Source organism: Corynebacterium poyangense, assembly GCF_014522205.1.
In the GTDB taxonomy this organism is placed as follows: domain Bacteria; phylum Actinomycetota; class Actinomycetes; order Mycobacteriales; family Mycobacteriaceae; genus Corynebacterium; species Corynebacterium poyangense.
In genome coordinates, this window is sequence record NZ_CP046884.1 from 79,392 (window position 1) to 103,998 (window position 24,607).

The window sequence follows — 24,607 nt, forward strand, 5'->3', positions numbered from 1 at the left end:
CACAGGATTGACCCCCAAGTGCTTGAGAGGGGAAAAGTCTTGAGAAGGAAGGGTTAATGTTTCCGACATGAACCTTCTCAAGAACTTGCGCGAAATCCACCAGCGGGGAGTGGATTTGGCTCGAGCCGCGTTCAACCTCGGGGGATCAATGGGTTCAGCTCAGCGTGAGCTTGCCGAACTTCTCGGGATTCCCAGGAAAGAAGCCAATCAATGGTTGCGCGTGGCTGACACCCTATTTGGTCGATGTGAGCAGGATTGGTCTGCATATCGGGATGAGACTGTGCAACTCATGCAAAACCACAACCTCAGCATTCAGCAACTGTGCGTGGTGGATCGATATAGCCGTCGAGCCCCTAAAGGCCAGCGGTACCCAATGTGCCGGGAACTGACTCATCTTGCGGCAAAAGCACGCAGTTTAGAAGAACTCGAGGATGTGGCGCGAGAAAAGCTACGCCAACTGACTCCCGATGTCCGACGACGCGCTGAAGCACTGCGTGGAATTAGCTATTCGCGGAGCGCTGATGCGGATGGTCAACTCCATGTGATGGCGCGAGGGCCAGTAGCAGAAATGGAGCGAGTTATTGGGGCGATAGAACGCGCCACCGCCAAAAACTGGGATCGGGAAGGGAATCGGAGCTATAGCCAAGCCATGTTTGACAACTTTGTGACGCTAATTACCGGAGCCCAAAACGGACAGCCTGCCGACAACGCCTATCAACCGGCGGTGGTGATCCGGGTGGAAGAGCTAGATCGCGAAACCCTCCCCTCTCAAGAAGGAAGGCAATTTATGCTCAGCACCGGAGAGACGATCACCACAAGAGAATATCTTGAGATGAAGCTGAACAACTCCGGATGGGTACTTGTTAAGGACCGGGACAATTATCCAGTTGAATTGCACCGCATCCACAGAAGATTCGCCACCGATGCGCAGAGATTCGCTATGGGATGTGACGAAGGGACCTGTGGACACCCAGGATGCACGTTCCGATCGGACATCTGCCAAGCCCACCACATTCAGCCTTGGAGCGAAGGAGGGAAAACATCGGTAGAGAACATGGTTCTCCTATGTCCTCGGCACCATTCCTGGATCCAGCCCGGGAGAGATCGAGTACAGAAAGGAGAAAACGCCCGAGTTGAATGGGTCGGGCGTAATGGAATTCCCCGAGAGGGGAGGGGTCCGTCAGATGCCGTGAAAGGACAAGTTCTTACTGCAAGGGACTAACGCACTCCCTGGAAGCGACGCAGCACCCAGCCTTTCATCAGAAGCAAAACAATACCGAGGGCTATGGAAGCACACCCAAGGATGAGGAAGAATGAGTTCTCAGCTGAGGCGTCCTCCGGATTGTAAAACTTAGCTAGGGTGCCGGCTAAAGACGTGCCCATTGCCACGGCCATGAGCCACAAGGCAAACATCTTAGAAGGAAACGCATGGGGAGCAAGTTTAGTCGCTAAAGAGTTTCCAACTGGGGAGAGCAGCAACTCACCCATAGTGAATAGGAACAGAATCCAGACAATGGCGTAAATCGGCACCGAGTTCTCAGCCGCTCCCGAGAAGGGAAGGAAGAAGAACAAGGAAACACCAATGATCAGATTCGCCACGCCAAATTTCACGGGAGTAGACCATTGGCGCTCACCAAGCTTTGTCCACATGGCGGCGAAAATTACCGAGAAGATGATGATGAAAACCGGGTTAATGGAGTTGACAGCGCCGGGCTTGATCTCAAGACTGCCAATGAATCGATTTAGTCGGACGTCGGCGTAAATAGCGAGCACCGTAAACTGTTGCTGGAAAATACCAAAGAATAGAACCCCGGAGATAAACATGGGGATAAAACCAATTAGGCGAGAACGCTCTTCGACGGTTGTGAGATTTGAGAAATACATCTGACACCACATGATGACAGCAGCTATCAAAGCAATCGCGGTCACAATGTCTGAGAGTCTCTCAATAGGAATGATTCCGCCAGCAATTAACCCAATCACCACAAGGACTACACCAGCAGCGATGAGCCCTCCCTTGAGATAGTCACGGCGGGGGAGGGGGTTAGGAACCTCGTGTCCGGCGGCACCGATCGTAGATTTCCGCATCAGGATATATTGAATCAGTCCAAATGCCATGCCGACAGCAGCAAGTCCGAATCCCCAGTGGAAACCACCAATGCCCCACAAGGCGTTGGTGAGCAGAGGACCAGCCAAAGCACCGATATTAACCCCGAGATAGAAAATAGAAAATCCGGCATCCCGTCGGGTATCTTCTCGAGAATAAAGCTGCCCCAGAACTACCTGGGCACAAGTCTTAATCCCTCCTGACCCCAGAGCGATACATACAAGTCCTATGCTCAGGCCGGTAACACCCGGGACCAATGCAAGTGAGAGATGTCCAAGCATCACAAGGAACGCGGAATAAAAAAGGGTGCGTTCTGAGCCGAAGATTCGATCCGAGATGAATGAGGCGAGCAAAGCTGCCATGTACACCATGCCGCCATACGCACCAACAATGGATGTCGCTGCGCTTTGGGACATACCCAATCCATTTTGGGAAAGGGGGTAATAGATGTAGTAAGCCAGGAGCGCCTGCATACCGTAGAAGCTGAAGCGCTCCCACATTTCTACCCCAAAGAGGTTTGCTAATCCCCATGGATGGCCGAAGAAGGTTCTCTCGGCGGGATTCTGTTGTGCTTGTGTCATGCGGATATTATTGCGCTTTACATAAGGCTTAGTGAAGTAGACCCCAGTTAAACGCTTGGTTTCATTCTAGGTTCGCTCAGTCTCAAGATATGAAGCCGCAGGTAATCTACCTCAGCAGGGGTTAATTTCGTCGCCTGTTCCCTCTCAAGAAGTTTTTGAATATTAGCTACCGCCCGGTCCACCCCGTCGGCATTTTGTGATGAGGGTGGCGTCATAACTCGTGAAGTGATTTGTGTATCATCCATGATTCGAACGAAGAGATACCGCAAGTGGGTGACAAACCGAGCGACACTGAGTGGGTCTTCCGGAGCATCTGGCCCTAGCCCTGTTTTCACAGCCTCCACAGATTCCTTGAGAAGGGAGGTGAGTTTAAGGGTTCGAGCTAAATTGTCGCCGGTAAACTGGGCATTAACAAAATGCATTGCCAACGCAATTGCTTCTTCATCGGGTAATTCCGGGCACAATTTTTCCCGCGCCACGTGGAGAGTGAGTTGCCCCCAGTGAGTTTCTTGGGGATAAAAGTGAGGGACTTCCCAACTGGTGGGGTAAGTAATGACAATCCCTTCGTGTGTGCGGGCGATTGCTTGAGAGAGGTGGTCGGCGAGTGCCAGCAAAATTCCTTGAGAGGGGTGGTTGAAGGCTGGGCCAATTCGCGTCAATGCTTCTCTGCAGCATTCGAAGATTTCGATCGGGATTTCGTCGAGAAATGCGGCAACATTGCGGCCTGAGGCGTCAAGCCGTGTACTAAAAATCTCTTCTGCTTGAGATAGGGCGATATCGTCACCGAGTCGGCGCCGGAAGCCAATTCCCCGCCCCATCAGGATCATTCGCTGCCCGTCTACGGTAACGAGGACGGCGTTGTTATTCATGGAGCGAAGAACCGTTCCCGTTTTGTTTTCCATGCCCATGCTTTTACATTTTAGTTTTTGCTCGACGCAGACCTGCTCCCACGCTATAGCTTGGCTCCATGGCTGCGAATGACGTCGCGATACCAGTAGTAGGATTTTTTCGGGGTTCGCGCTAGTGTTCCGCTTCCATCATCATTGCGGTCGACGTGGATCATACCGTATCGTTTGCGCATTTCACCGGTGGTAAAGGACACTAGATCGATGATCCCCCAAGGGGTGTATCCCATCAAGTCCACACCGTCTTCTAAGACTGCTAATTTCATCTGTTCGATGTGATGCCGCAGGTAATCGATGCGGTCCTCATCATGAACGGTGCCATCCTTTGAGAGAGAGTCGTAGGAGCCATACCCATTTTCCACAATGAACAGCGGCAGGTCGTATCGCTCTGAAAGTGTGATGAGACTGTGGCGCAGTCCGATGGGATCGATGGTCCATCCCCAGTCGGTTGCTTTGAGATGGGGATTGTCAACGGAGCTTGGTAGACCTCCGTTAAAGACCTCTTCCTTCTCAAGGATTGTCTCTGGGTTGGCTTTGACGGTGGTACTCATGTAATAGGAAAAACCTAGGAAGTCTACTGTACCTTCAGCGAGGATATGATCATCACCTTCTTGGAAACCAATGTCATAGCCTTTCCTATCTATTTCCTTGAGAGCGTAGTTGGGCCAGTGGCCTCTGATTTGCACATCTGGAAAAAGGAATCGTTCATGTAGCGCTTGGTCTGCGGCCATGATGTCGGCTGGGTTGCAGGAGTAGGGATAGATGGCAACGAAGGAGATCATGGCACCGATTTTCAGGTCTGGATCGATGTCATGCCCGGCTTTGACGGCTAGAGCGCTAGCTATGAGCTCGTTGTGTGCGACTTGCAGTAGTACTTCTCGGTCATCGTCCTCTGGCTGGAGGGTCACTCCTGAGTTGGTCCACAGGAATAGTGGGTTGCGGGTGTCCATCTGGTTGTTGATTTCGTTGAACGTCAGCCAGTAGCGAACTTTGGTGTGATAGCGCTGGAAACATACTTTCGCGAAGCGGAGGAAGTGGTCAACTACTTTTCGGTTTCGGAATCCGCCATAGTGTCGGGCGAGGTGGAGCGGGAGCTCAAAGTGCGATAGCGTGACGACGGGCTGGATTCCGTGTGCATTCAGCTTGTCGAAAAGATGATCATAGAATTCGAGGCCTGCCTCGTTGGGTTCGTCTTCGTCTCCCCGGGGAAAAATTCTGCTCCATTGGATTGAGGTGCGGAAGCATTTCAACCCCATTCCGGCAAGGAGTTCTACGTCTTCTTCATATCGGTGGTAAAAGTCCGACGCTACCTGGTTCGGGTAGTACTCGTCTGCTTCGATGTCTTTTGTAATGCGTCGGGGTACGTTGTGCGCTCCCCCAGTGAGAACATCGATAACGCTGGGACCTTTTCCATCCTCGTTCCAAGCCCCTTCTATTTGGTGCCCGGCGACGGCGCCTCCCCAGAGAAAATCAGCGGATAAAGTGTCGTTGCTCATAGCTGAGCTCCTTCGGTTCGTTTGATAGCGGCGAGTTCTTCGCCTTCTTTGAGATGAGTCACGGGACGAGGTATCACAGTGCCGACTTCCTTGGAATTGGTCAGGACAACGGCGGTGATGGGGGAGTAGCCGGCGTCGACAATCTTTTGGCGATCAAATTCCAACAGCAAGTCTCCCTTGCGTACGCGTTGTTTTTTGGCGACGTGAACGGTAAAGGGCTCACCATTCATGGCGACGGTATCCAGTCCGACGTGGATGAGCAGATCGAGACCGTCGTCGGATCTTAGTCCTATGGCGTGACCACTGGGCATAACCGTCACAATGGTGCCATCGAAGGGTGCATGGACAGTACTGCCGTCTGGGTCGATGGCGCACCCTTCTCCGAGACTGCCACTGGCGAACACTTCGTCCGGAATTTCCTTGAGAGGGAGAGGGTGGCCAGATAGCGGGCTAGACAATCGGCTAACGCCTTGTTCTCCTCCGATGGATGTTTCGTAGGCGGTGAGGGCATCTTGGTTGTCTTCTTCGGTTTTGGGATCGGTAAATCCGACAACTAGCACGAGAAGGATAGCACCGACGAAAGCGACGAGACAGCCGATAACTTCACCCAGAAGTGAGAGCGAGTTATCTGTTGAATGGGCGTTCATAATAGTTAACATCCCTGGTAGACCAGCATAAACGTAGTATCGGGAGCCGAATAGCGAAATCACTACTGCGCCCACGGCACCCGCCGTACATCCACAGATGAATGGTTTCTTGAGACGGAGCGTTACACCGTAGATCGCCGGTTCGGTGATCCCGAAAATCCCGGTGAGGGAAGCGGATCCAGCGACACCACGCAAGCTGGGGTTTCGGCTGCGGAGGAATACCCCAAACGCTGCTCCTACTTGGCCGATGACTGCTGCGGTTTGGAAAGCTTGGAAAGAGTCTGAACCGTATTGCTCGAAGTTAGAGAGCACCACGGGGGTAATTCCCCAATGTACGCCGAAGATAACAATTACTTGCCAGAATCCTCCGATGATGGCGGCAGCGAGTGGGGGGAAGAAATCTACGAGCCAGTTATAGCCGTTAGCGATCGCATCCGCTCCAGCTGCAGATAGTGGCCCCAGGGTGAGTAGCGTCAAGGGGACCATCACCAGCGCGGAGATAAAAGGCACCAATATTGATTGGGCTACCCCTTTGATTTGCCGATTAAGGAAGTGTTCTAGGTAAGACAGGATCCATACCAGAATCAGCGGTGGTAACACGGTGGATGTATAGGTGGTGGAGCTTAGGGCCATGCCTAAGAAGCTAATTTTTTCACCGTCGGCAACCTGCCCGGCGAGGGTGCTTAGGTCGGGGCTGACCAGTGCCGCGCAGCAGAAAACCGCAACGAAGATATTTACTTTGAAGTGTTTAGCGGCAGTGATGGCAATAAAGATCGGCAAGAAGGTAAAAGGCGCCCAGGAGATGAGTGAAAATACCCGGTCGGTTCCGGAATCGGTGAATGGCGGCCAGGCGAGCCGGATGAGAATTAAGATACCTTGGATAAATCCGGCAGCGGCAAGCACGTAAATAAATGGTGCAAATACTGCCGACATTGTGGCAATGATCCGATTAAGGATGCTGGCTTTGGGTTGACTGTCGGTATCGGCAGCTGAGATGGAGCTGTTCTCCATGAGAGATTCATAGACTTCGCCAACGTGAGTGCCAATAACTACTTGGAATTGGCCGCTGTTTTCGATGACGGTAATGACTCCCGGGAGGCTAGCAACCTTCTGCTTCGCATCTGCAGGGGTTTCTTTGAGAACGAGGCGTAGGCGGGTGGCACAGTGCGTCGCATTATGAATATTCTTTTCGCCGCCAACGAGCTTCAAAATGTCGGCGGCAAGTTGGGGATAGTCCCTGACCTTTTCGGCCATGATCGTCCAATCCTTGGCAAAACGTGGATTCAACCCTCAGCTATTTTCATACTGAAGGTTGGGGTTGATGCCTCGCGGATTGGAGTGACACGCCCCTAGTTTCTCTTTCAAAGCATAATTCCCCGGGACTATCTCCGCTATGCCCTCACGGGTGGTCTTTCTCACATCTCTGGAGCACCAGCATCACGGGGCCTCGCGCGCCGGTGGTGGTGCAGGTGCCGTCGCTGAGGGCACAGGAGGAACAGGCTCCGGAGGAACATGAGCTGTGGAGAGTTTCGCGGCGTATCCGACCGGTTCGTAGGAGGTGCTCTAACACGGCATCAACAGTCATCGGGTGGATTCCAGCCCGCCGTGCAATGTCGGAGCGAGATACTGCCCCCTCCGCTATGGCGTTCTCAACGGCTGTCAGTGGGGATGGCATTTTCACCTCAGAGGAAAAGTTTGAGCAGCTGGAAGGTCAGTACGGATAGCGCCCATGCGCCACCTAATTGGATGAGGAGCCCAAAGAGGGTCCATTTCAGACCGATTTCTCTCTTCTGGGCTGCTAGCGTGGCAACGCATGGGGTGTAGGCCAGGAGGAAGATCATAAACGCCCACACTGCGGGGATCGTGTGTCCACCGGATGCTTCGGCAAAGTCTTGGCGAATATTTTGGGCTAGGGGGCTTGAGGCTTGGGTATCTGCATCGTCATCGGTGACGTCATCGACGGCATAGGTTTGCGCCCATGTCGAGATGACGGCTTCTTTGGCGACGAATCCGGTAATGAGGGTTCCGGATAGAGACCATGAACCGAAGCCGGCGGGTTCAAAAATGGGAGAAATTCCGTCGCTAATTACTCCATAAGCTGAGTCCTGAGGCGGAAGGTCTTCGTCGCCCCAACTGTGGTTGCTCGCAACCGGGGTGGATTGTAAGAGCCACACCAGAGTTACGGTCACCACGATGATTCCTCCGGCGGTTTGCAGGAAACCGCGGAGTCTTTGCCACATGACCGAGAACACTAGGCGGGGTACAGGTAATTGGTATTCCGGTAGATCTATGACGAGCGGTTCGGAGGGCATAGTTCGCCAAAGGGTGTGGCGAAGCGCTAAGCCGGTGAGCACAATCAGCCCGATAGAGATGAGGTACATCAGGAAGACCACACTGCCGGCGTGGTCTGGGAAGAAGGTGCTGGCCAGCATAACGTAGACGGTCAGTCGCGCGGAGCAGGAGGTAAAGGGGATGAGCAGTGCAGTTAGGATGCGGTGGCGTGGGTTGCCGAGTACTCGGGTGGCGGAAATCGCCGGGACGTTACAGCCAAATCCCACGATTAGTGGGATGAATGCTTTGCCGGGTAGGCCGATGGATCTCATGAGTCGGTCGGAGACTACAGCGGCACGAGCCATATATCCTGAATCCTCTAGTATGGCGAGGCAGAGGAACATGAGGGCCATCAGGGGTGCGAACGTTAGGACCATCCCCACTCCGCTGATGAGTCCATTGACTATGAGTCCTTGGATGAGGGGGATATCTGGCAACCAAGAGGAAACAACGTCTGAGATAGTCCCGGTGATAAAGCTTTCTAGACCGTCCTGGAGTGGTGCGGCAACAGTTGTGGTGATCTGGAAGACTAACCACATTGCAACTAGGAAAATGAGTGATCCCAGTAGTGGATGGAGGACAAATCTGTCTATGCGGTCACTGAAAGAGGAGTTTCCGCCCTCGGTGCCGATGCTAGCGGCGACTGCTTGGTCGATAAGCTCGAAGCGGGCGTCGAGCCGTTCTTCGTCGGGAAGGGCCGGATCAAGAGGGGAAATTCGGGTGGGAGTTCGACGCATAGCGCGGGCCACCGTTTCCGCTACCGCAGCAATGTTACTTTTGCGGCGCGGATCAACGGCGACCACCGGGATCCCCAGAGCGGCTTCTAAGGCCTGAGGATTGACGGAAACTTCTCGCTTCGCAGCGATGTCTGACTTCGTAAGAGCGAGAACTACCCGGTAGGGTTCTTCGGCAATTTCAGCCGCTAGATAAAGACTGCGGGCTAATTGTGATGCGTCGGCTACCACGATCACCAAATCCGGGCGTTCTTCGGGAGCACGCTCCAGGAGCATTTCTCTGGTCAAATACTCGTCCGGGCTGACCGCGGTGAGGGAATATGTGCCGGGGAAGTCGATGACATCATAAGTAGTCTCTGGTGTACGCCACGCCCCGCGAGACACCTCAACTGTGGTACCTGGCCAATTCCCCATTTGGGCTTTAGCGCCGGTAAGAGCGTTAAAAAGAGTGGATTTACCAGCATTGGGGGCACCGATGAGCGCGATGATAGGAGCATGGTCGGGCGCCTGGGCGGTTCCCCCCGCTCCGCATTTTTGGCACGACGGTGCTTCTTTAATAGCGCGCGGTGCTCGTTTCATAGCCTAACTTCAACTGCTCTAAGGGTTCGCTTATCAACCGCATAGCGTGATTCACCTACTCGGATGATTTGTCCACCCCCGCTGGTCTTCTGGTGCACACTGACGAAGCGCCCGATTCTTAACCCCAATTCCTTGAGACGACGACTGAGCTCAGGGTTTGTATGGTGGGCAAGGATGAGTGCTGATTTTCCAATGGGAACGTCGGCGAGAGTCGTCGACGGTTGAAAGTCCGTCATTGTGAATCCCAAATAATCCAGTATGGTGAGCCTAAGGCTCCTGATAATCGACGAGTTTAGGTGTGGCACGGCTAATTTGTCAAACATAGGTGAGGGTAAATTCTTCGACTTCGGATAGGCGACGCTATCTGTCGGCTTATGTGCGTATTAAGAATCACTCACGGTAACTTTCGACCACCGTCGAACCTAGTTTTTGGTGCCTTTCCTTAAACTATTGCCTGGTGTCTTACTGGCACGTAGGGTCCAAACCTGAGATTTTGAGATGCGAGAGGACTACTACAAAAACAACGTGGATTTTACGAGTTCAACACCTAGAGTGGTTCCAATCGGACAAAGTTAACAGCGTTTTTGCCTGCGAGTACTTCTTAGGTGTTACTGACTCTAGAGCTAAAGATGAGAGCCTAGCATCGAGTGCGACAAAACCGTGCTTACTCAATGGGATCGGGCATTTGTAGTACGTCATATTTGACGGAAGCTGTGCCTAGGCCTGGGACTGTTAGATCAACACGCCATCGATCTGAGAATTGGTCGATTCCCTCAAGCATAACTATGGTGCCTGAAAGCAATATGGTTCCCGGAAGATGTTCGCCGCGCTCCTTCAAAACTTGTAGCCAGTAATCAGGTGACAGCAATGCGCTGGCGTCGGAGTCTTGAATCAGTACTTCATCCTTACCTACCCACGCTTTTAGGGAAATTTCTGACAAGTCCTCGGGCAAATCCTTGAGAGGAAAAGCAGTACTTCCTAATACATCGGGAGAAGCATTCTTTGACCAAGCTACGCCTTTGGTTTCCAAAGCCCGGTCAGTGTGGTCACAGGCTACGGTGAGGAATTCTTCGCCTAGATCATCAATAATTAAGGCCCATTCTGCTTCTCCAGAAGTTCTGCCGTGTTGCACAGGAATCTGTGTTGTTTGTTGTGCGAGATATGGAGAAACGGGGTACAGCGTGGGACTAGTGGAAGGGGCGGGAACACCCAATGCTGCGAGCTCTTTGATGTGGGCTTGAACCTCCTCTTGATTCTTTCCTGCATAGCCAGCATTAAAAAGGTTTCGCACTGTTACAACGCGGGTACTGCCGTCGGGAAGCTGAAATGATAACACTGGAAAAGTGGATGTGTTGGGCATAAAAAGCTCCTATTGCACGATAGAAATTAGAGTTTTATCTACACATTATCAGTTTATTGTATACAATCTACCGAAAAGCTGATGATTTCCAGCACCAGGGAGGTGTTATGAAAAATCTCGATTCTTCGCTTCAGTCCGATCATTTTGATGTCTCGAAGAGAGACTTGTATAAGGCTTTTGTTGCATCACTTTCCGGGACATCCCTGGAGTGGTATGACTTTGCGGTATATTCGGCCGCTTCTGCCCTTGTCTTAGGCCCGTTATTCTTTCCATCAGAAGATCAATACGCCGCTACGCTCATGGCTTTTGCAACGTATGCCATTGGATATTTGTCGCGGCCGGTCGGCGGGGTAGTTTTTGGTCGCCTAGGTGACAGATTAGGAAGAAAGACTGTCCTGGTCTACACACTCGTTCTCATTGGCGTGGCAACATTCTTAATCGGAGTGTTGCCTACATATCTTCAGATTGGTCTGTGGGCTCCAATCTTCCTAGTTATTTTGCGCTTTTTCCAAGGTGTTGGCGTAGGTGGTGAATGGGGCGGAGCAGTACTGCTTTCCTCAGAATATGGAAATCCCCATCGACGTGGCTTCTGGGCTAGTGCCGCACAAGTAGGGCCTCCAGCTGGAAACCTATTGGCCAATGGCGTACTTGCATTTTTGACGGCATTTCTCAACGAGCAACAGTTTATGACTTGGGGTTGGCGCGTTGCTTTTATCGTCTCCCTAATCCTTATCGGATTCGGATTATGGATCCGGCTAAAGCTTGAAGATACCCCCGTTTTTAGAGCACTTGAAAATGCTGGTGATCGATCAGAGAGCCCTATCACCGAAGTAATTATCACTCAGTTAAAGCCACTCATTGCAGCAGTATTGAGCCGGCTTGGACCGGATGTCTTTTATGCCTTGTATACGGTTTTCATCTTGACCTATGGGACCCAACGTCTCGGTTTTGAAAGAAGCACAGTCCTAAGTGCCGTGCTTATTGGATCAGCTACTCAATTAGTGACTATCCCGTTAGCTGGATGGTTGTCTGATCTATTAAATCGACGTCTTCTCTATGCCGTTGCTGCCATTTCTGCTGCAGCTTGGTCTTATCTGCTTTTCCCACTGGCAGGGGCAGGTACTTTTGAAAAGTTAGCAATAGCTATGGTTATTGCTGGGACTTGCCATAGTTTCATGTTCGCACCACAAGCTGCTTATGTCATCGAACAGTTTCATCCACGATTGAGATACACCGGGTCTTCTCTTGCTTATACAATCGGCGGAGTTTTTGGTGGCGCCATGGCACCCATGATGTTCACGTGGGTTGCAGGTCCAGAGATTCGGTCGCTTCCCGTCTCTTTATATGTCACAGGAGCAGTGTTTTTCACCTTGATTGGGTTGTCAATTGGAAGAAATCCAGTGGTTGAGGAGGATTTGGAGCATTTAGATACAATCAAAAAAGCGACGAACTTATGACTCCGCACTGAAATTTTTCAATAAAACTTGCTTAGTTTTGTTCAGATGGTCTATGAGAGCAAGAATAGCTTTTTCTGATTCTTTGTTTTTCAGGGAATCTACGATCTTTGCATGTTCTTCAATGACTTCGCGCCACCGAGTTGGAGCAAAAAGTGCGGTGGCCCCTATCAGGCGCTGTCGGACTCTTATTCTGTTGTACACTTCAATTATTGCGTTATTGCCGGCAGCATTTAAAAGATGAGCGTGAAATTCCTGATCAAGTCGGATAAATTCAACAATTTTAGGCTTATCCGAATGGTTGAGTAATTGACGTTGTTCCTCCAAAGTGGTTGCTAGTCGTTGACACAGTAAAGAGTTCTTCGTTTGTTTTAAAGCGGTTTGAGCTGCATGTGTTTCAAGAAGTAGCCTAAGCTCCATCAGATCAAGAATTTGCTTTTTATCTACAGTGGGGATTCGAGTTCCTCTATTAGGGATCTGTTCTAATAGTCCTTCCGCTGTAAGCAGGCGGAAAGCTTCACGGACAGGTGTTCTCGATATACCAATTTGTGCGGCTAGCTCTTGTTCACTGAGGAAAGTACCTTGTAGCTCCGGACGGACCAGCACCTCTGTAGTTAAGTATTCGTACACAAGATGCTGTCCTGTTTTGTTATTTTGACGTGATGACATGCCCGAACCCATAGCTATAACGATAATCGGTGGTAACTTTCGACCACCGTCGAACCTAGTTTTTGGTGCCTTTCGTCTACTCTTTTCCTTAAACTATTGCCTGGTGTCTTACTGGCACGTAGGGTCCAAACCTGAAGCAGCCCTGAAGTTTTGGACTCTGAGGAGGATTTCCGCATGAACGTCCGTTCACGTCAGAATGTGAGAAAAGGCCTCGGCGGATCTGCCCTTGCCTTAGCAATGTTGATCGGAGGAAGCAGCGTGGCTTGTGCTGACAGCCCAGCTCAACCAGCGTCGGATGTCACTAGTCCGACGCAAACAGCAGGCGCAATTGAGCAGGTCAATGAGTCTACTCTCATTTTGGCTACCCCTCCGGGGGTGAAAGTAGCCTTTGGCGAGGCTGGCAGCGGGCCGGTAATTACCCAGAATGCTAAGAGCGAGCAGCTACCAGTGGATGTTGTTGACCGAAATGGTATTGAGACAACTTTGGTGTATTTACCTCATGACAAGGGCGTAGAGATCCGCGCTGTGGAGCGCGTCACGACCAGGGAATACCGGGAGTGCCAGGTTCCGCCAGCAGACAACCCGGTGAGTGCAGACTTGCCAGTTGTGGGAAATGACGTATCTGGCGTAATTCAACAACTGGTAGAAAAGAGCCTGGTAGCTTCTTTCCCCACCTGTTTCCACTAAGGTGTTCATGGGTGCTAGCCGGTCGCCGCTGGTGCCAACGCTCTGGGACTATATGTGGGCGTTCCTTGCAGCGTTGGCTTTCCTCCTGGCGTTAATTGCAATAGTCCTCCTTGTGAAAGACCGACACACCATCAAGAGCACTTTGGTTTCTCTTCTTCTTGTGCTCGGTGTGCCCATCATCGGCCCCCTGCTGTATTTCTTATACCGGTAGGGTTAGCTGTGGTCCAGATTTTCCTGCTGCATCCTCGTTAGTTCCATCCCGCTGGGACAAGGTCCAGCGTTAAGAGTGCAGAGTAGATAAAGGCGAGTGAAAAGAGCGCAACGAGGGGAATGGTGAAAATCGGGGAGGTTTGCCATGTATTAACCCAGCCGGGTTTGCGGTCTCCTTGTTGACGTGCTTTCCGCAGGAGCCACACGGGCATAATCGACATGATGGCGCCGGAAAATCCGCCAGCGTAGGTCATGACGCTTACTATGCCTCCCCAGCCAGCTATCGAAATGACGATGGGGGGTAGCATGGCCCAGGCCACCGCCATGATTCGGTGCACTCCGTCTTCACGCCAGTGACAAAGGTCGGTGATATTGCGCATGGAGGAGTAACCAATAGTTACCAGTGAGGTGAGCATGGCGATTAGAGCAAAGATATTGGCCATGTAGTAGGCCACCGGCCCTAGTATTTGACCCCAGCTCACAGTAACGACTTCATCGACGTTCATTCCTAGTAACCCTAACGCGGTAAAGGACACGAGTGCTATGGTGAAACCCACAGCACTCATGCCCGCTACCACTGCTCTCGGAAGCAACCAGGGTCGGTCTTCTAAGCCACGGGCAAGCTCAGGGACTACAAATTGACCTATGAAAATGAACATCACCATGTTCATGACTGGGACTATGAAGTAGGGGCGGAGCACCCACAGATTCATGAGATCTATGCCAGGTCCGATGAAAGTCCAAATACAGAGAATCCCCACAACTATAGCCATTCCGCTAGTGAGGATTCCTTCTACTAGTCCGGTTGCTTCTAACCCTTTGAGGATGACGGCGGTTCCTATTCCGAAGAATATCAAGGTGCCAGCAATCGGTGGTATCCCCAACAATTCATGAAGAATAGTTCCAGAGCCTGCAGCATATGCGGTAAGTGCAGCAACTCCAAGAATAGTGACCGATATGAACGTCAACCATCGTCCTGTTTGCCCAAGATATTTTTCCGCTAATCCGGATAGCTGGAGTGGTTCTTTGGTCCGTAGGGATGCTTCAGCCACAAAGAGCATGGAGATCGTGGTGATAAAACCGGCTACGACTAAACTGATTGCTAGCGCTAGGTATCCACCATTTCGGGTGGCGTAGGGCAGGGATAAAATCCCAGCTCCGATATTGGTCCCAAAGATTAGCGCTGTGCCTTGTAGAAAAGTGATTCTAGGATGGCTGGTGTTTCGGATTTCGGTGCTCATTGTTGCCACCTCGCTAACCGGGTGTTGAGGTATTCTTCGATGCCTTCAAAACCACCTTCTCTGCCGAATCCTGACTGTTTGATTCCACCAAAAGGTGTGGCGTTGTCAAAAACTACGGCGCCATTAATCGCGATCATTCCGGCGTTGAGGTTGTCAGCTAAAAACTGCGCATTGCGGAGGTTTTCTGAATATCCATAGGCTGCTAAGCCAAATTCGGAGTCATTAGCCATTGCTACGCCTTCATCAAGTGTGCTGAAGGTTTGGATAACTGCTACGGGGCCAAAAATTTCTTCGTGCAGAATGCTCGACGTCTCTGGCACGTCGCTCAGTACCGTTGTTGGATAAAAATATCCTGGCCCCTCAGGGATGTTGCCGCCGCAGTGAAGTTCTGCGCCCGCGGCAACTGCCTGGTTAACTAGGTCTGCGACTCGGTTTCTTTGAGCCTCAGTAATCAAGGCACACGCTGGCGCTGCTGACATAAGATCAACTAATTTTTCCGTGAACGCCTCTGCAATAGCTTCATGCACCAGAATTCGGTTCGCCGCGACGCACACTTGGCCACCGTTACGAGTCTTGAGTAAGAAGGCCCCCTGGACAGCTTTGTCCAGATCTGCGTCTTGGTGAATGACTAGGGGTGCATTTCCGCCCAGTTCCATCGAGGTTCGCAGAAGACGTTCCCCAGATTGTTTCACTAAGATTTTGCCCACGTTAGTCGAACCAGTGAAGGATACTTTCGCAAGCCGTGGGTCATTCATCAGCTCTTGGCTCAATTCAGCATCATGGGTGGTGCTTACCACGGTAACGGGGCACAATTCTAGTCCTTGATCGCCACAAACTTCCCGGAGTAGTTCACCAAAGCGGATCATGGTTAACGGCGTTTCCTGGGCGGGTTTGATCAGCACCGGACAGCCAGCAGCCAATGCAGGTGCAATCTTTCTTACTCCTAAACTCAACGGGAAGTTCCACGGAGTGATAGCTAACACCGGGCCGATCGGGCGTCGGGTAATAATAAAGTGCGCACCACCATTGGGTGCCTCCGCATATCGACCTGGCAGGCGCACAGCTTCTTCGGAATACCAGCGCAAAGTGTCTACGGCGGACAAGGCTTCAGCGCGAGCTTCAGCAAGAGGCTTAGCCATCTCTCGGTGAATGAGCTCCGCATACTCCTCCACCTGCGTCTCTAAGGCTTCAGACAGGGCTAATAGGACATTGGAGCGCTGCCGTGCATTAAGCGCAGCCCATTGCGAGCCCGCAGCGACGACCGCATCGAGTGCCTGGTTCCACTCTTGAGAAGTGGCGTTAGGAACATGTTCAATAATTTCTTCCGTGGCCGGATTTAGGACGGGGAACGTGGCGCTCATTTGCGGGCCTCCTCAACAATGACTTGGAGACCATCGCGTAATAGTTCTTCCTCAATGACGAGTGGGGGAAGCATTCGGATCACGTTTCCATAGAAACCACACACTAAGGCGAGCACACCGCGGTCTCGGACGGCAGCTGCAATTTTTGCTGTGCGTTCTGGATCAGGAGCTCCATCTGGATGGACAAATTCTAGTGCCTTCATTGCGCCGCGGCCGCGGAGTTCGGCAACATGATCTAACTCTAGTAGTGGACTGAGTTCCTCGGTGATGATGTTGTCGATTCTTTGGGCAGCGGAACAGAGGTCTAACTCCGCCATCTGATCTAGGGCGGCTAGGGCAGCGGCGCAGGCAACCGGGTTGCCGGTGTAGGTGCCTCCTAGGCCACTAGGTATGGGGGAGTCCATGATCTCCGCTCGCCCAGTAACCGCAGATAAGGGCATACCACCAGCAAGCCCTTTCGCTGTAGTGACTAGGTCAGGTACTACGTCTTCATAGTCACAAGCAAACCAGTGTCCAGTCCGGCAGAGCCCCGCCTGGATTTCATCGGCAATAAAGACGATGCCATTGTCTTGGCACCACTGATTGATGGCTGTTAAGAAGCCTTGGGCTGGTTCAATAAAACCACCTTCGCCTTGGATAGGTTCAACGACTACACAGGCGATATTCTCTGGCCCTACGCCAGCATCAATCATGGTGATTGCCTTCGTTGCGGCTTCCTGTCCAGACAGGTTGTCGCGGAGAGGATATGACATTGGTGTCCGGAATACGTTGCTGGCAAGTGGGCCAAAACCATTCCGGTAGGGAATGTTCTTGGCCGTCATCGTCATGGTTAAATTTGTCCGGCCGTGATAGGCGTAATCAAAGACCACTACCGAGGGGCGTCGAGTGTAATGGCGGGCAATCTTTACCGCATTTTCTACTGCTTCTGCTCCCGAATTCAGCAAGACACTACGCTTTTCGTGATTACCAGGGGTGATCTCATTGAGTTTCTCGCATACAGCCACATAGGACTCATAAGGAGTGATACTGAAATTCGTGTGGGTGAAGTGGTCTAATGCTTCTTTGGCGGCAGCTATAACCTTCGGGTTTCGAGCACCCACAGTGGTGACCGCAATACCGGAAGCGAAGTCGATAAAACGGTTGCCGTCTTTGTCGGCGATAATGCCGCCATCAGCTACGTCGGCGTAGATGGGTAGAAGAGGGGTGAGAGCGCGGGCGACAGCGTTATTTCGACGCTCCCCGAGGCGCGTGTTTTCCTCTCCGGGAAAATGATCGATAACGTGGCGGCTCTGTTGTGGAGAGTAAGAATCAGAAATCATGAACTAGAACTCCTTAAGGGAAAAATGTGCTATAGATCACTTTAGTCGTGTGATGCTTATTATTAACCCCTTGATCCCGCCGGAGCTACCATCATGATGTCGAAAAGTTTTTTACCTGATCGTCATCATGATGAATGAGTTTTCTTTTCCGCCTTTAGGGTTGCGGTGGTTGTTGAGCCAACGGTCGCTTCGGCTGATCCCTATTAACCACGCTGACCAGCAATTTAGCACCATTCAAAACTTGGAGCTTGCTGATCCTAGTGACTATATTCAAAGCCCTAGCGTCATGCTCACTCTGGGGCTGTCGTTGACCAATCAATCAGGGCAATTCCGTGATTATGCTCAACGAATGGCGAAGGCGGGGGTAGTGGCGATAGGTTTTGGGACAGGAATGAAACACGATGAGGTGCCCGTCGAACTTGTCCACGCCACCGCTGAATTGGGATTAGGTTTGTTTGAGATTCCTAAAGAAATCTCTTTTATTTCGATCACCACAACTGCACAAGCAGAACAAGTAAGGCAGCTCAATGCTCAAAAAGAAGCCATCGATAAGGAGATATCAGCACTGAGCCGAGAAGCCCAAGAACGTGGGCTAGAGGCACTCGTAGAATACTGTGCCTCATTGTGCGGTGGTGGATTCAGATGGAAGAGTAAATGCTGAGAGTGATCCTTTCTCATGGAACCCAAAGGCACGAGCCTTAGCGGCAATACATAATCTGTCCCTAGTGCATCGCGCGAGGGTAGACCACCACAATGGAAAATTCTGGTTGATCCAGCGGATTCGAGGCGTGGGCGAACGCTTCCACGTTTTTGTTCTTGGTGTTGTGGAACCTCCCGACAGTCGGATTAGATCGTTGGTCCAGCACTGCGCCACTCTGGCGGCCATATTATTGCGACGCCCAGAGGAGTTCGATCATGCGCGAGCGGAGTTAGCGAGTTTGGCCATGGCCCTTCACCTCGGGAAAGACAGCGGCAGCACGGGGGCAATGGGGTGGTTATTTGAGGATCTTGCTGATTCTCACGGGAAAATTCCTCCCGTTGTTTTTATGTGTTTGGACGCCGTGATGGTGGAAAGAACAGTGTCAGAAATCCGGAAGCTATTTGGGGCTTTGAGCAATAAAGTCCGGATCGCGGTGGGACTGCCCACACCGGTGGAGGAACTAAGCTCCAGGCAGGTGGACCTACTGCAGATCCAAGCTCAAAGAGCGCAGATTGGTCATATTGTTGATCCGCATAATCAGGCGCCCTTGTGGTTGGAAATCCGGTCCTTAGTGAGGTTCCAGCAGAACGGGCCCAAGAGATTCTTAGTCGCTTGGACCTCCATGATGCTGAACATGGAACTGCCTTGGCTCAGACCTTGGGCGCCTGGGTCGAAAACGGCGGAGTTCTCCAGTCGGTGCCACCGTCAAACGGTACGTACTCGGCTCAACACCATCGAACTTATTTGTGAGCTCGACCTTAGCTCGCCTCTCACGCTCACAGAATTGGTGTTGATCAGTATCCTCGGATTAGGTCGTTCTTAAAAAGCCAGGGAATAGCTAGTTAGTTGGAGTTGGTCTGGTGGGCGCAGATTTCTCCACCGATGAGCGGAATCCCGTGAATGCGTGCTCGCGGTAGAGGTGCCTCCGGTGGGTATGCAGATAAGTCGAGGTTGTGCCAGGGGAAAGGTGAGGTTCGACGACAATCTATGAGCTGTGCGCGGTGCAAGGCGCGGAAAAGTTCAACAGTGGTGTGGGCATCGGCAGCTGCGGTATGAGCAGCTGAATTACGGATCCCCACATGGCTGGCGCAGCTACTCAGCGAAAAGGAACCTAGCTTGGGGAATCGTTGCTTGGCAAGCTTCAGGGTGCACAAGGACCACTCCCGCCACGGGGCTAGCTGGGTGTGGCAGCGAGCAAATTCCTGGGAGAGAAACTGAGCGTCGAACTTAGCGTAATGCGCCACCATGACTCGACCGTGGAGCAGGTGTAGCAGGTGTACGGCTATCCCGGGGAATCGGGGTGCTTGATGGACATCGGCGGCGCTTAGACCGTGAATATGAGTAGGACCTACATCTTGCCCCGGATTAACGAGGGTTTCCCAGCGGCCCTCAACTTCTAGATGTTGATTGAGCTGGACAACCGCAATTTCAAGGATACGGTCGGTAGCGTGAAGACCTGTAGTTTCGCAATCGAGAACCGCGATAGGGAAAGGAAGAGGGGGCATACTCATGATGCCGTTAGTGTAGCGCTTGAATAAGCGGGGTAGGGAGAAGTCCTTTTGCCTGTTGCACTCAGGGGTTTTGTCGAGCCGCAGCCATCCGGACTGCTTCGCTAACTGCTGGGGCTACCCGTCCATCCAACGGCGAGGGAATCAGATATTCTGCATCGAGACGTTCAGCGGCTATTTCGGCGATAGCTCGGGAGGCGGCTAACTTCATTTCTGGCGTAATAGCAGTGGCATGGGCAGCTAAAGCTCCGTGGAAAATCCCCGGGAATGCCAGCACGTTGTTGATTTGATTAGGCAGATCGCTGCGTCCTGTCGCCACCACAGCGCCATACCGGTACGCTAATTCCGGCGCAATTTCCGGATCCGGGTTCGCAAGAGAGAACAGGATAGGTTCGGCAGCCATACCTGCGAGTTCTTGCTCTGAGACGTGTCCGCGGGACAGGCCAATAAAAGCGTCGGCTCCGCGCAGTGCTTCGGCTACGCCACCACTGATTCCTCGCGGGTTAGTAATCTTTAACAGGTCCTGTTTCACCGGGTTTAAATTATCCCGACCGGAGTGAATAATTCCCCGAGAGTCCAAAACAGTGATGTCGCTAATTCCTGCTTCGTGAAGCATTTTTGCACATGCTACGCCGGCCGCCCCGGCCCCAGAAATAACCACTTTCAGGCGAGTGAGGTCTCGGTTTAATAATCGGCATGCGTTATGGAGCGCCGCGGTGATAACAATGGCTGTGCCGTGTTGGTCATCGTGCATCACAGGGATGTCTAGTTCTTCAATTAATCGACGCTCCACCTCGAAACAGGTAGGGGCGGCAATATCTTCTAAATTGATAGCACCAAATGAGGGGGCCATGGCCTTGATGGTGTCTACGAGCGAATCGGCGTCGTGGACATCGAGCACCACAGGGACGGCGTTTAAGTCTGCGAATGCGCTAAATAACTGGGCTTTTCCTTCCATTACTGGTAGGGCTGCCAGGGGTCCGATATTGCCTAAACCGAGAACTGCGGATCCGTCGGAAATAATAGCTACGGTGCGACCTCGGCCAGTTAGTCGCAATGACGCGGCGGGGGTGTGCTGTACTTCTTGGCATACCCGTGCCACCCCGGGGGTGTAAGCCAAGGACAGGTCACGGACGGAGCGCAGCGGGCGTGAAGAAGCGATGGTGAGCTTTCCGCCCTCATGCGCATCAAAAATCTCTTGGTCGCTTAAGTGGGCCGGCTGATGTTCTAGTTTGCGCTCGTTGGAAAGACTCATAGTTATTAAGTGTATAAGGTTGCGCTAATCCTGGCGCCAGGGTTTGAAAAGAAGAACTAAGCCAGACACTAAGACGATGAAGGCCTCTAAATGAAGGTCATAGAAGAAGAAAAAGGCGGCGAGGAAAAAGGATACCCATAGCAGAAGGTGATAAATATAACTTTTAAGACTGTTCATCATCGCAGGAAAACACAATCGGGTTGGGCCTAAAAAACACTCAGCGGGAGAGCTTCGCCTCGCTATATGGTACTTGATGCGCGGCTAGGGTTTTCTATGCCCGACCAGGGGTAAAGAAGCTCGGGGAGGGGCGTTCCTTGACGTTGTTGATGGAAAAGCTCGCTAATTCGGGTAGGTAGTGTTGCTCAGAGCACCATACTGGCTGGCCGTCAGCAGTATAAACACACTGGTTAACCACAAATAATGGGGAATTGGGGGCGACACCTAGCGCCTGGGCCTCATCCGCGTCCGCCGCCGTGGCCGTCACGGTGCTATGTGCGTGTGAAATTTCCACTCCACGCTCAACAAGGTGTTGGTACATAGAGCCGCTAGAGCTCTGATAATCCGATAGATGGCTGGCTATTTCCTCAGGAAAGTAGATCCGTTCCACCATCGTTGGGGTATTATCCATCAACCGCACCCGAACTAGTGCCAGAACTGAGGCACTGCTGGAGCATTGCAATTGGACCGCGAGCCGAGGACCAGCGTCAATCATCTCCCGAGAGTGGATGCGTTCGCCAGGTGTTTTTCCGGCCTCCTGGCAACGTTGACTAAAAGAGACGACGCTGTCAAAATCCTGGGTCAGGGCCGGAAGAAGGACCTGGGAGCGACGCCCCTGATGAGAGCTAATCAGCCCTTCGGCACGGAGTTTTTCTAGCGCGTGCCGAACGGTGCCTCGCGAACTCATAAACTGTTGAGATAAGCGGGCCTCCGAGGGCAGTTTATCTCCAGGTTGGAGTTCTCCACTTTGTATTGCTTCCCGGAGATGAGAGGCAATAATCAGGTATTGCTGCTGATCTGACACAATTTTACCCTAACATATTGAGAGATACCTATATAGACAAGTTTAGGGAAACTCAGTAATACTGGATTCATGACTGATGACCTCGTGGTAGGTGGTAGCGGCATCCTTGGTTTGGCGGTAGCCTATCTCGCTTCTCGTCAGAGCCAACGAGTTCGGGACATTGATGCTGCTGACCGTCCAGTAGGATCCTCTATTCAAAACTTTGGACACGCCTGCTTTACCGGCCAAAGCGATAAATTAGAGAACTTGATCACTGTATCCCGTGAGAGGTGGTTAGCTGCTGCGCGTGATGCCGGACTCTGGGTGAGCAAGTCGGGTACTTAGATTCCTGCGCGCACTGAATGTGAATGGCAAGTCCTTCAGGAATTTCATGCGCATCGCGGTTCGCAGCTGAGTCTGCATGATATGTCCGACGTCCAATCAGCTCTTGGGAATCCGCGGTTAGCGGAGGTTGGCGGGGCGCATTTAAAGGCAGAGCTGCGGGTTAATCCTCGTCAAGCTGCACCACACCTCGCGCAGTTCTTAGCCAGCCGGGGCGTGTGTTTCACGTGGAACACCAGAGTGTATGACGTAGCCGATGGGGTGGTTGCCACAAGTCGTGGAGACTATTGCGCTGATCGGGTAATAGTGTGTCCGGGGCTGGAGCTTCTTCAGCTCTTTCCTGATTATGCGGAAAAGTACCATGTCAGAGTGTGTTCTTTGGTGATGGCTCTGTTAGACAGGTCATAGCGCATTCCCGATGCTCTTGCTGTCCTGACCGGAACCTTTGCTGCGATATGACGGCTTTGCGGCCATGCCTTCGGTCTCTGCATTGCGACGAGAGATCAACGAAAACCAGCCTGAACTTAGTCAGTGCCGTGCAAATCTCATGCTCACCACCATCCTCTTGGGGATATTAGTGGGTGGTGACCCCATGCCTATGACATGTCTTCGGAGCTATTCCTTGAAGAGGATATTTCCGATATCTTGATCCGGGAACCAAGTGCCCTCGTCGGTGTCGAACCGCACGAAAGAAAGATTAAACAGCGGTGGTTAGGCCGCTATGCAGATAGTTCGCAGACAAATCTGATTGTGGAATACCCGGATCTGCGAACTGCGCTAGCTGTAGTTGCCTCTGGAATTGGGATGACCCTGTCCTTTGGGCTGGCAGACTTAGTAGTTCGTGTCGAAAGAAGGCCTGAATAACACCGAAAAGAGGCGAGCACCATTGTGTCTACCACAATAGAACTAGTAATTTTTGACCTGGCCGGAACAACGACCGATGACAGAGAAGAGGTATATCGGGTCTTAAGAGAAGCCGCGGAACGGGAAGACGCGGTTCTCTCTCCTGAGCAATCTAGGTGAATATGGGGTTGGAAAACGCCATGCCTTAGGTGTGAACTCATACAAGTAGGAACCGAGCTGAGTGGAGAAGAGTGGGAGAAGGCTAGAGACCGAGCTTGGCGATGGTTTCGAGCCGAGTTAGCTAGGACCTATCGGGATCATCCGCCTGCTGCCTTAGCAGGGATTCCAGAGATGCTGCACGAGCTTGCCGATAGCGGCATAAAGATCGGCTTCACCACCGGTTTTTCTCGGGACATCGTCGATATTATTTTCAACAGTTTAGAGTGGCATCCAGATATATCAGTAGCTGGTGATGAAGTCTCAAAGGTCACCCGGCACCAGACTTGATTCAGGCCACGATGTCTCAGGTTGGCATCACAGACCGCGGCGCGTCGTGAACTTCGGTGATACTGCAGCTGATATCCGCTCCGCGCAGGCAGCCGGTGTCTATACGGTAGGAGTACTCACCGGTGATCTCGGCACGACTGAGCTTCAGCAGCTCAAGGCCGATGCAATAGTCGGCTCCGCCGCAGATGGGGGTGAACTAATAGCTAAGATATAACTTATGAAACTCTCCCACGCGTGTCTTATCGTCCTTGTCCCAGCAGCTTTATTGATGGGTGGGTGCGGATCAAGTGAGAACCAGACAGTCACAGTAACCTCTACGGTGACTAATTCTGATACCTCGACATCTCATCCAGCATCTAGTTCACAATGTCAGGGAAAAGATCTTCGGGATAGTGCTTTTGGTCGCTGGATGAAGCTCGGGGAAATCCCGGTGAACGGGGGAGGAGCAGCTTCGTTTGAGGTCGTGGAGAACTGCTATGATCCGGCTCAGCCGCTTAGCTACGCCATCGTGCAGTTGGCAGGTGAACAATCTGGCCAGGCGGTGATTTTGCTACAGCACGGAGATTTCGTGAATGATCCGGCGCCGGTCGTCGTCGAAAAAATAAATGGTGTGACACGTTCCGATGATTCCCATATCACTGTGGACTTTGATGGCCAGGAGGTTAATTATTCCGTGGAGCAAGGGAAAGTCCAGGCTTCCGGTCAGCCCAAGGCGAAGGCCACCCTTGATCTGACCGGAAAGGACTACCGCGGACCGCATCACTCCTAAAC

At 52.1% G+C, this 24,607-nt stretch carries 28 protein-coding genes; 13 read left to right on the forward strand and 15 right to left on the reverse strand.

Features of this window, described 5'->3' with window-relative positions; genetic code table 11:
• Nucleotides 1–67: 67 nt before the first annotated feature.
• The gene (locus GP475_RS00385) at nucleotides 68–1,222 is read left to right on the forward strand and encodes an HNH endonuclease signature motif containing protein (protein ID WP_187974711.1); all 1,155 of its coding nucleotides are present in this window, start codon (nucleotides 68–70) and stop codon (nucleotides 1,220–1,222) included.
• On the opposite strand, the gene GP475_RS00390 is transcribed toward GP475_RS00385, so the two are convergent.
• The 8 genes from GP475_RS00390 to GP475_RS00425 all read right to left on the reverse strand — a co-directional run bounded on the left by GP475_RS00390 (nucleotide 1,219) and on the right by GP475_RS00425 (nucleotide 10,740).
• Nucleotides 1,219–2,688 carry a peptide MFS transporter gene (locus tag GP475_RS00390; protein ID WP_187974712.1) on the reverse strand — a complete coding sequence of 490 codons (1,470 nt, stop codon included), beginning with the start codon at nucleotides 2,686–2,688 and terminating at the stop codon, nucleotides 1,219–1,221. The two genes, GP475_RS00385 and GP475_RS00390, sit on opposite strands and share 4 nt — an antisense overlap.
• A gap of 47 nt (nucleotides 2,689–2,735) precedes the next feature.
• Nucleotides 2,736–3,596 carry a PRD domain-containing protein gene (locus GP475_RS00395; protein WP_187974713.1) on the reverse strand — a complete coding sequence of 287 codons (861 nt, stop codon included), beginning with the start codon at nucleotides 3,594–3,596 and terminating at the stop codon, nucleotides 2,736–2,738.
• Between the two features lie 44 nt (nucleotides 3,597–3,640).
• Nucleotides 3,641–5,089: a 6-phospho-beta-glucosidase gene (locus GP475_RS00400; RefSeq protein ID WP_187974714.1), complete on the reverse strand. Its 1,449-nt coding sequence runs from the start codon at nucleotides 5,087–5,089 to the stop codon at nucleotides 3,641–3,643.
• Nucleotides 5,086–6,990, reverse strand: coding sequence for a beta-glucoside-specific PTS transporter subunit IIABC (locus GP475_RS00405; RefSeq protein WP_187974715.1), 1,905 nt, complete (start codon nucleotides 6,988–6,990; stop codon nucleotides 5,086–5,088). Before GP475_RS00405 ends, GP475_RS00400 begins: the two co-directional genes overlap by 4 nt.
• A 145-nt stretch (nucleotides 6,991–7,135) precedes the next feature.
• Nucleotides 7,136–7,411, reverse strand: coding sequence for a FeoC-like transcriptional regulator (locus tag GP475_RS00410; protein WP_187974716.1), 276 nt, complete (start codon nucleotides 7,409–7,411; stop codon nucleotides 7,136–7,138).
• Nucleotides 7,412–7,418: 7 nt separating this feature from the next.
• A complete protein-coding gene (gene feoB, locus GP475_RS00415; protein WP_187974717.1) occupies nucleotides 7,419–9,380 on the reverse strand; it encodes a ferrous iron transport protein B in 1,962 nt (653 codons plus the stop codon).
• Complete coding sequence (locus GP475_RS00420) at nucleotides 9,377–9,616, reverse strand: FeoA family protein (protein ID WP_187974718.1); 240 nt, start codon at nucleotides 9,614–9,616, stop codon at nucleotides 9,377–9,379. Before GP475_RS00420 ends, feoB begins: the two co-directional genes overlap by 4 nt.
• 428 nt (nucleotides 9,617–10,044) lie before the next feature.
• Nucleotides 10,045–10,740, reverse strand: coding sequence for a DUF2848 family protein (locus GP475_RS00425; protein ID WP_187974719.1), 696 nt, complete (start codon nucleotides 10,738–10,740; stop codon nucleotides 10,045–10,047).
• Between the two features lie 107 nt (nucleotides 10,741–10,847).
• On the opposite strand from GP475_RS00425, the gene GP475_RS00430 reads away from it, so the two are divergent.
• Entirely contained in the window at nucleotides 10,848–12,197 is a 1,350-nt protein-coding gene (locus GP475_RS00430) for an MFS transporter (protein WP_187974720.1), read from the forward strand.
• Here GP475_RS00430 and GP475_RS00435 read toward each other — a convergent pair.
• The gene (locus tag GP475_RS00435) at nucleotides 12,192–12,875 is read right to left on the reverse strand and encodes a GntR family transcriptional regulator (RefSeq protein ID WP_187974721.1); all 684 of its coding nucleotides are present in this window, start codon (nucleotides 12,873–12,875) and stop codon (nucleotides 12,192–12,194) included. The two genes, GP475_RS00430 and GP475_RS00435, sit on opposite strands and share 6 nt — an antisense overlap.
• A gap of 162 nt (nucleotides 12,876–13,037) precedes the next feature.
• On the opposite strand from GP475_RS00435, the gene GP475_RS00440 reads away from it, so the two are divergent.
• Complete coding sequence (locus GP475_RS00440; RefSeq protein ID WP_187974722.1) at nucleotides 13,038–13,550, forward strand: hypothetical protein; 513 nt, start codon at nucleotides 13,038–13,040, stop codon at nucleotides 13,548–13,550.
• A gap of 7 nt (nucleotides 13,551–13,557) precedes the next feature.
• On the forward strand, nucleotides 13,558–13,761 hold the full coding sequence (locus GP475_RS00445; protein ID WP_187974723.1) for a PLDc N-terminal domain-containing protein: 204 nt from the start codon (nucleotides 13,558–13,560) through the stop codon (nucleotides 13,759–13,761).
• Nucleotides 13,762–13,798: 37 nt separating this feature from the next.
• On the opposite strand, the gene GP475_RS00450 is transcribed toward GP475_RS00445, so the two are convergent.
• The 3 genes from GP475_RS00450 to gabT are packed head-to-tail and all read right to left on the reverse strand — an operon-like array spanning nucleotide 13,799 to nucleotide 17,681.
• Nucleotides 13,799–15,001, reverse strand: a complete 1,203-nt coding sequence (locus tag GP475_RS00450) for an aromatic amino acid transport family protein (protein ID WP_187974724.1) — start codon at nucleotides 14,999–15,001, stop codon at nucleotides 13,799–13,801.
• Nucleotides 14,998–16,362, reverse strand: a complete 1,365-nt coding sequence (locus GP475_RS00455; RefSeq protein ID WP_187974725.1) for an aldehyde dehydrogenase family protein — start codon at nucleotides 16,360–16,362, stop codon at nucleotides 14,998–15,000. The genes GP475_RS00450 and GP475_RS00455 overlap by 4 nt, the downstream gene beginning before the upstream one ends.
• Nucleotides 16,359–17,681, reverse strand: coding sequence for a 4-aminobutyrate--2-oxoglutarate transaminase (gene gabT, locus GP475_RS00460; protein ID WP_187974726.1), 1,323 nt, complete (start codon nucleotides 17,679–17,681; stop codon nucleotides 16,359–16,361). The genes GP475_RS00455 and gabT overlap by 4 nt, the downstream gene beginning before the upstream one ends.
• 127 nt (nucleotides 17,682–17,808) lie before the next feature.
• Here gabT and GP475_RS00465 point away from each other — a divergent pair, with 127 nt between their 5' ends.
• Together GP475_RS00465 and GP475_RS00470 are read left to right on the forward strand one after the other, a co-directional pair.
• On the forward strand, nucleotides 17,809–18,342 hold the full coding sequence (locus GP475_RS00465) for a PucR family transcriptional regulator ligand-binding domain-containing protein (protein WP_187974727.1): 534 nt from the start codon (nucleotides 17,809–17,811) through the stop codon (nucleotides 18,340–18,342).
• A 64-nt stretch (nucleotides 18,343–18,406) separates the two neighbouring features.
• Nucleotides 18,407–19,204 carry a hypothetical protein gene (locus tag GP475_RS00470; protein WP_187974728.1) on the forward strand — a complete coding sequence of 266 codons (798 nt, stop codon included), beginning with the start codon at nucleotides 18,407–18,409 and terminating at the stop codon, nucleotides 19,202–19,204.
• 19 nt (nucleotides 19,205–19,223) lie between these two features.
• Here the strand turns inward: GP475_RS00470 and GP475_RS00475 are convergent, their stop codons facing one another.
• From GP475_RS00475 to GP475_RS00485, 3 genes are all read right to left on the reverse strand, one after another.
• Entirely contained in the window at nucleotides 19,224–19,892 is a 669-nt protein-coding gene (locus tag GP475_RS00475; protein ID WP_187974729.1) for a 3'-5' exonuclease, read from the reverse strand.
• A 61-nt stretch (nucleotides 19,893–19,953) separates the two neighbouring features.
• Complete coding sequence (locus GP475_RS00480) at nucleotides 19,954–21,144, reverse strand: NAD(P)-dependent malic enzyme (RefSeq protein WP_187974730.1); 1,191 nt, start codon at nucleotides 21,142–21,144, stop codon at nucleotides 19,954–19,956.
• A 271-nt stretch (nucleotides 21,145–21,415) separates the two neighbouring features.
• Complete coding sequence (locus GP475_RS00485) at nucleotides 21,416–22,165, reverse strand: GntR family transcriptional regulator (protein ID WP_187974731.1); 750 nt, start codon at nucleotides 22,163–22,165, stop codon at nucleotides 21,416–21,418.
• A 69-nt stretch (nucleotides 22,166–22,234) separates the two neighbouring features.
• Between GP475_RS00485 and GP475_RS12420 the strand changes: the two genes are divergently transcribed.
• From GP475_RS12420 to GP475_RS00500, 7 genes are all read left to right on the forward strand, one after another.
• The gene (locus GP475_RS12420) at nucleotides 22,235–22,489 is read left to right on the forward strand and encodes a hypothetical protein (protein WP_224400141.1); all 255 of its coding nucleotides are present in this window, start codon (nucleotides 22,235–22,237) and stop codon (nucleotides 22,487–22,489) included.
• A gap of 81 nt (nucleotides 22,490–22,570) precedes the next feature.
• Nucleotides 22,571–22,894: an FAD-dependent oxidoreductase gene (locus tag GP475_RS12425; RefSeq protein WP_224400142.1), complete on the forward strand. Its 324-nt coding sequence runs from the start codon at nucleotides 22,571–22,573 to the stop codon at nucleotides 22,892–22,894.
• Nucleotides 22,895–23,089: 195 nt separating this feature from the next.
• On the forward strand, nucleotides 23,090–23,350 hold the full coding sequence (locus GP475_RS12430) for a hypothetical protein (protein WP_224400143.1): 261 nt from the start codon (nucleotides 23,090–23,092) through the stop codon (nucleotides 23,348–23,350).
• Nucleotides 23,351–23,374: 24 nt separating this feature from the next.
• The gene (locus GP475_RS12435) at nucleotides 23,375–23,509 is read left to right on the forward strand and encodes a hypothetical protein (RefSeq protein WP_262485204.1); all 135 of its coding nucleotides are present in this window, start codon (nucleotides 23,375–23,377) and stop codon (nucleotides 23,507–23,509) included.
• Between the two features lie 171 nt (nucleotides 23,510–23,680).
• Complete coding sequence (locus tag GP475_RS12440; protein ID WP_262485205.1) at nucleotides 23,681–23,836, forward strand: hypothetical protein; 156 nt, start codon at nucleotides 23,681–23,683, stop codon at nucleotides 23,834–23,836.
• Between the two features lie 46 nt (nucleotides 23,837–23,882).
• Entirely contained in the window at nucleotides 23,883–24,050 is a 168-nt protein-coding gene (locus tag GP475_RS12445) for an HAD family hydrolase (protein ID WP_262485206.1), read from the forward strand.
• Nucleotides 24,051–24,053: 3 nt separating this feature from the next.
• Nucleotides 24,054–24,605, forward strand: coding sequence for an LppP/LprE family lipoprotein (locus GP475_RS00500; protein ID WP_187974732.1), 552 nt, complete (start codon nucleotides 24,054–24,056; stop codon nucleotides 24,603–24,605).
• The last annotated feature ends 2 nt before the right edge of the window (nucleotides 24,606–24,607 follow it).

Coding starts and splice junctions, on each gene's coding strand:
- GP475_RS00385 (WP_187974711.1), top strand. CDS start 68: ATGAACCTTCTCAAGAACTTGCGCGAAATCCACCAGCGGGGAGTGGAT.
- GP475_RS00390 (WP_187974712.1), bottom strand. CDS start 2,688: ATGACACAAGCACAACAGAATCCCGCCGAGAGAACCTTCTTCGGCCAT.
- GP475_RS00395 (WP_187974713.1), bottom strand. CDS start 3,596: ATGGGCATGGAAAACAAAACGGGAACGGTTCTTCGCTCCATGAATAAC.
- GP475_RS00400 (WP_187974714.1), bottom strand. CDS start 5,089: ATGAGCAACGACACTTTATCCGCTGATTTTCTCTGGGGAGGCGCCGTC.
- GP475_RS00405 (WP_187974715.1), bottom strand. CDS start 6,990: ATGGCCGAAAAGGTCAGGGACTATCCCCAACTTGCCGCCGACATTTTG.
- GP475_RS00410 (WP_187974716.1), bottom strand. CDS start 7,411: ATGCCATCCCCACTGACAGCCGTTGAGAACGCCATAGCGGAGGGGGCA.
- feoB (WP_187974717.1), bottom strand. CDS start 9,380: ATGAAACGAGCACCGCGCGCTATTAAAGAAGCACCGTCGTGCCAAAAA.
- GP475_RS00420 (WP_187974718.1), bottom strand. CDS start 9,616: ATGACGGACTTTCAACCGTCGACGACTCTCGCCGACGTTCCCATTGGA.
- GP475_RS00425 (WP_187974719.1), bottom strand. CDS start 10,740: ATGCCCAACACATCCACTTTTCCAGTGTTATCATTTCAGCTTCCCGAC.
- GP475_RS00430 (WP_187974720.1), top strand. CDS start 10,848: ATGAAAAATCTCGATTCTTCGCTTCAGTCCGATCATTTTGATGTCTCG.
- GP475_RS00435 (WP_187974721.1), bottom strand. CDS start 12,875: ATGGGTTCGGGCATGTCATCACGTCAAAATAACAAAACAGGACAGCAT.
- GP475_RS00440 (WP_187974722.1), top strand. CDS start 13,038: ATGAACGTCCGTTCACGTCAGAATGTGAGAAAAGGCCTCGGCGGATCT.
- GP475_RS00445 (WP_187974723.1), top strand. CDS start 13,558: ATGGGTGCTAGCCGGTCGCCGCTGGTGCCAACGCTCTGGGACTATATG.
- GP475_RS00450 (WP_187974724.1), bottom strand. CDS start 15,001: ATGAGCACCGAAATCCGAAACACCAGCCATCCTAGAATCACTTTTCTA.
- GP475_RS00455 (WP_187974725.1), bottom strand. CDS start 16,362: ATGAGCGCCACGTTCCCCGTCCTAAATCCGGCCACGGAAGAAATTATT.
- gabT (WP_187974726.1), bottom strand. CDS start 17,681: ATGATTTCTGATTCTTACTCTCCACAACAGAGCCGCCACGTTATCGAT.
- GP475_RS00465 (WP_187974727.1), top strand. CDS start 17,809: ATGATGAATGAGTTTTCTTTTCCGCCTTTAGGGTTGCGGTGGTTGTTG.
- GP475_RS00475 (WP_187974729.1), bottom strand. CDS start 19,892: ATGAGTATGCCCCCTCTTCCTTTCCCTATCGCGGTTCTCGATTGCGAA.
- GP475_RS00480 (WP_187974730.1), bottom strand. CDS start 21,144: ATGAGTCTTTCCAACGAGCGCAAACTAGAACATCAGCCGGCCCACTTA.
- GP475_RS12420 (WP_224400141.1), top strand. CDS start 22,235: ATGACTGATGACCTCGTGGTAGGTGGTAGCGGCATCCTTGGTTTGGCG.
- GP475_RS12425 (WP_224400142.1), top strand. CDS start 22,571: ATGTCCGACGTCCAATCAGCTCTTGGGAATCCGCGGTTAGCGGAGGTT.
- GP475_RS12430 (WP_224400143.1), top strand. CDS start 23,090: ATGTCTTCGGAGCTATTCCTTGAAGAGGATATTTCCGATATCTTGATC.
- GP475_RS12440 (WP_262485205.1), top strand. CDS start 23,681: ATGCTGCACGAGCTTGCCGATAGCGGCATAAAGATCGGCTTCACCACC.
- GP475_RS00500 (WP_187974732.1), top strand. CDS start 24,054: ATGAAACTCTCCCACGCGTGTCTTATCGTCCTTGTCCCAGCAGCTTTA.